This window comes from Bacteroides sp. RTP31139st1_H2_RTP31139_211217, from assembly GCF_040227615.1.
Lineage (GTDB): Bacteria > Bacteroidota > Bacteroidia > Bacteroidales > Bacteroidaceae > Bacteroides > Bacteroides uniformis.
Genome location: NZ_JBCNZM010000184.1, coordinates 1 through 4,584, shown reverse-complemented (window position 1 = coordinate 4,584; position 4,584 = coordinate 1). Strand labels below are relative to the sequence as shown.

3 protein-coding genes and 1 pseudogene are annotated in these 4,584 nt (G+C 52.3%); all 4 read right to left on the bottom strand.

The genetic code is table 11. The annotated features are described in order from the left end of the window. A pseudogene (locus ABUA47_RS20920) lies at window positions 1–497 on the bottom strand (sensor histidine kinase); the annotation flags it as partial. Beyond that, window positions 494–2,374: a sensor histidine kinase gene (locus tag ABUA47_RS20915; protein WP_035448430.1), complete on the bottom strand. Its 1,881-nt coding sequence runs from the start codon at window positions 2,372–2,374 to the stop codon at window positions 494–496. The gene ABUA47_RS20915 and the pseudogene ABUA47_RS20920, both read right to left, overlap by 4 nt. A gap of 108 nt (window positions 2,375–2,482) precedes the next feature. Continuing rightward, a complete protein-coding gene (gene cbiB, locus ABUA47_RS20910; protein WP_009038530.1) occupies window positions 2,483–3,451 on the bottom strand; it encodes an adenosylcobinamide-phosphate synthase CbiB in 969 nt (322 codons plus the stop codon). Window positions 3,452–3,454: 3 nt separating this feature from the next. Further along, on the bottom strand, window positions 3,455–4,489 hold the full coding sequence (locus ABUA47_RS20905; protein ID WP_035448428.1) for a threonine-phosphate decarboxylase: 1,035 nt from the start codon (window positions 4,487–4,489) through the stop codon (window positions 3,455–3,457). Window positions 4,490–4,584 lie beyond the last annotated feature (95 nt).

Genomic DNA, 4,584 nt, shown 5'->3' with positions numbered 1-4,584 from the left:
GCCGCTATCATCCCATTATTGCTATGGTGGAGTTTTGATTCCTCCAACGTCTCCTTAGCCACATACACCGCTTTCTCTATCTGTCTCTTGGAAGCCAGGGCGCGGCTGACGGCAGCCTTCTGCTCCAGATAATAATCGTAAGTGCCTACCTGGGGGACAAAATCCTTCAGCACATCCACCCAATACGACAGACTGTCCGGGTCGTGTTTCTTGTCATAACATGCCGCCAGATAGTAAGCGCCCATATTCTCATAGAAAGCGTTCTTCTGCCGCCGCGCCTCCTCGTACAGACGGGTGGAAAAAGTCATGTTATAAGGAGCATACTGGTGCTTGTAGGCCATGTCACGGAGATACGTCAGCCGGACAAGGGTGGCCGGCAGAGTATCGGCAACCTTCAGGATGCTGTCTTGATACCGGGCAGCCCCCGTGTCTTCTGCCAGCAGCGGACAGATATATCCGCAAAACAAAACGTGGATGAGAATCAGTATTCGTTTCATTGCGCCGTTCCTCCGTGTAATGCGGGATTATACTTCAAAGGATGCGTAAAACAGAAACGCGCGCCACGGGTATACCCACTGTCCACCCACAGCTTGCCGTTCATATATTTCACAATCAGTTGGCAGATGGAAAGGCCCAGTCCGCTTCCCTGCACAAAATCATTCAGCTTTTCAAAGCGTTCAAAAATCAAGTGCTGCTTCTCCGGTGGAATGCCGCATCCGGTATCCGTCACGGAGAAAAGTGCCGTATCGACATCGGCCATCTTCAGTTCCAGCACGATGGAGCCTTGCTCCGTAAACTTGGTGGCATTCACCAGCAGGTTTATCAAGACTTGGCGGAGGCGCGCATCGTCCGTATCCAGCATCAGGACGGACAAATCCGTGTCAAAACGCATTTCAACCTCCAGCTTGCGCGAGGCCATCACGGTCTCCACGACCTCATTACACAACTTCACGGCATCATGCGTACGGATGTTGAAGGTTATATTGTCATTCTCGAAATCCGAGAAATCCAGAATGTCATTGATAAGTTTTAGCAACTGAAAGGAATTCACCTTGATAATTTCGGAGAACTCCCGGCGCGATTCGTCATCGAACGACTCGTCCTCATCCGTCAGTACCGCCGAGAATCCGACAATGGCATTCAGCGGCGTACGTACCTCATGGCTCATGTTCGAAAGAAACATATTCTTCCGTTGTATGGCTTGCACCGCTTTCTCCTTCATCGCCTCCTGCCGCATCTGGGAACGCTTCAAACGGAATATCTTCTTCCAGCCCAGCACCAGGAGGAATATCAGAAACAGTACGGACACAGTGATGCCTGCCAGATAGAAACGCATGGATACAATGCGGTCGCGTTCGTTCTGGTAGGCCAGTTGGTCGGCCTGGAAACGGGTACAGAGCCGGTCTATCTCCTTGGGATAGTTCTTCTCGAACGAAGTCTTGATATACGAAAAGACCTTGCCGTACTGTCCGTAGGCTTCTTCCTTGTTTCCCATCTTCACCAGTAAATCCGCTTTTTCGAGCAGAGCTTCCTTGTAGATGTTATGGTTTATCCGGGCATATTCGGTTTGAAGGAAATCATTGTAGGCGGTCAAGGCTGCCTCATGCTCTCCGGTGGCCACCAGATAACGGGCATCTATAATCAGAAGGTATTGCCGTATCTCCGGAATCAGTTGCGTTTCAAGCTGGCCTATCTGTGCCAGACAATGGCTGGCGGCCTTCAAGTCACCCTTGAATAATTGGCAGGAAGCATTGGAGATGTGACGCATGGCCAGCTCCAGCGGAGAAAGCCGGTCTTCCGGATAGAGGTTCAGACGTGCAAGATAACGCGAGGCGCCGTTTACATTCCGTATGCGCAGGTTATAATCTATCAGTTCCACCAGTAGCATGCGAATATGCACATCCTCCCCGTCCATCCCATCCAGCAGTCTCAAAGACTCTTCGTAAGCGGCACCGGCTTCCCGGAGCCTGCCGGTATAGCTGTACACCTCTCCCATGGCATTCAGCGCAAGGGCATTGCCGAAGGGGTAGGCAAGCGCGCGGGCTTTGGAGTACATCTGGTCGCTCTGGGCAATAGCCATACGGATTTCTCCACGGAAAAGGGAGGATTTTATAAGTATTCTTTCCAGTTCGAAATAGGTGTAATAGCGCTGGGATTCATCCAATTGGGACAAAAGGCCGTCGGCATTCAGCGAGTCACACTCCTCCCGGGTCAGATAGTCGAAACCGAGGCTGTTGTGAAAAGTGGAGATGACCTCATGGACTATACTTTCCTTTTCTTTAGTCCAAGAATCCGCTTTATCTGTTGCCGATGCAATTATTGTGCTCCCGAACCAAATAAAGAAAAGGAATATATATAGTTGCTTTATCCTCATTTATAAGACTTTGTCTGCTTTAAAAGTTACATTTTTAATGCAACGCGGTCTTGCAAAGATATTATATCTTTTTGGAACGGACAAAGAATCAGTTAAAATAACAACATTTTAAAAACAAAAGGAAGCCAAGGTCGATGTCACTATTACGGCAACTACCATCCACCACTCCACACGCCGGTTGATGCGGACAGCCACACGCATATCTTCTGTCTTCAGAGGCCGTTCATTAGAACCGATATAAGGTTTCCATACCTCCTCGCCGAAATAGTTGTGCGGCCCCCCGAAACGGCAATTCAAAATACCGGCAAGGGCGGCTTCCGGATAACCGGAATTGGGACTGGCATGCTGGCTGCCATATCTGCCCACAAAAGCAAACAAGGAAAGGCGACCGGAAACCAGTACCATCAGAAAGGCTGTCAGACGAGCAGGAATATAATTGGCAACATCATCCAGACGGGCGGCGAAACAGCCGAACCGACGATAGCGCTCGTTCTTGTAGCCGACCATGGAATCCAACGTGTTCACCATCTTATAGGCAAGCATGCCCGGAACTCCCAACAGCAGATACCAGAATAAGGGAGCAACGACCCCGTCACTCAAATTCTCTGCCAAAGTCTCCAATGCCGCGGTTCTCACCTCCTGCGCCGAGAGCGCAGACGTATCACGCCCAACGATACGTGCCACTTGCATCCTCCCTTCCTCCAAGGAACGGTCCACCGCCTTGAACACCATACGCACCTCGCGAACCAGCGTAGTGCCCGCCAAGCAATAGAATATCAGCAGTATCTGCACCGTCAGCAGCATGCCCGGAGAAAAGAGTGCAGCCAAGCGGAGTAGCAGAAGCGTGACGAAATACACACCTGCCACGAGGAGCACCGTCATAAGCGCTCCTTTCAGGAAACGCGAATCGCCCCGGTTCAACCGGTGCTCACAGAAAGAAATGGCTTTGCCGAAAGCCACCACCGGATGGGGTAGCCACGCCGGGTCGCCCAGCCAGTGGTCGAGCAGCCAGGCTGTGAGAAGCGGCAGGTTCAAGTTGAAGGCGACACCCAAAAGTATAAGCACATCTTCTTCCATCGGTTATTCCTCCTCAAGCCATTGTCCTATTGCTTTTACAAGCCTGTCATTCTCCTCCCGGCTCTGGGCGGCTATACGGAAGAAATGCTCATTCAGTCCGTCGAAGTTGGAGGCGTCCCGAATCAAGATACCATGCTCCCCTGCCAGATAGTCTTTCAAAGCGGAAGCCCTACCCATACGGAGGCACACCAGCATGAAATGGGTTTCGGTGGCCCATACCTCCAGTCCTCCCAATGCCTCGAGCGCACTGCGCAGGCGGGCAGCCTCTTGCAAGTAAGACGCCACATCCAGCGGATTGGGAACATCATGTTCCAGCAGATGGAGCCCTGCCTCAATGGCAAGCTGGTTGACCGACCAGGGCATACGGTTGGTACGCAGACGGTGCAGCAGGTGGGGGGCGCCGGTGACATATCCCAGTCGCAGACCGGGAACGGCATAACGCTTGGTCATGGAGTGCAGCAGCAAGACGTTGGGAAACTCCGCAGCCTCGGCAGCAGAGAAAAGCGGACGCAAGGTGAAAAACTCGTAGGACTGGTCGATGACGAAACAGACCTGCGGATTATGACTGATAAGTGTTGCCAGATATTCCTTCTCCACAACCGTTCCGGTAGGGTTATTGGGATTGCACAGCCACAGCATGCGCACCTCTTCCGGCAAGCGATACCCCTCGCTCTCCGCAGGAAGCCGGTAGAGGGAAGTGACCCGATGGCCGTGCATGCGGCAGGCATCGGCATATTCACTGAAAGTGGGCTGCACAATGGCGGTGTTTGTCCCGCGGAAAGTCTGTGCGGTAAGATAGATGGCTTCGGTAGCTCCGTTCGTCACGCACACTGCCTCGGCAGGAAGACGGTGGCAGCGGGCAAGGCAGGCCTCAAACGTGTAAGGCTCCGGTTCGGGATAGTTGCCGATGCCGTCAATCCGGGCACACAGATGCGCCTTCAAGGCAGAGAGGTCTACCCTGCTGTAAACGTTCGAGCTGAAGTTTGCCGTAATGGGACGGCCGTATTTATAGGAATCGTCTCCGTGTCCTTCAATCATGGTTCTTTGTCAATATTTGGTAGATAAGCGGCAGGTTGACGTGGCGGCGCACGTGCTCGGCAAGCCTATCGTATTGTTCTTCTTTGAATGTATGG

Excerpts from the sequence above, each read along its gene's own strand:
- ABUA47_RS20915 (WP_035448430.1), bottom strand. The coding sequence starts at position 2,374 with ATGAGGATAAAGCAACTATATATATTCCTTTTCTTTATTTGGTTCGGG.
- ABUA47_RS20905 (WP_035448428.1), bottom strand. The coding sequence starts at position 4,489 with ATGATTGAAGGACACGGAGACGATTCCTATAAATACGGCCGTCCCATT.
- cbiB (WP_009038530.1), bottom strand. The coding sequence starts at position 3,451 with ATGGAAGAAGATGTGCTTATACTTTTGGGTGTCGCCTTCAACTTGAAC.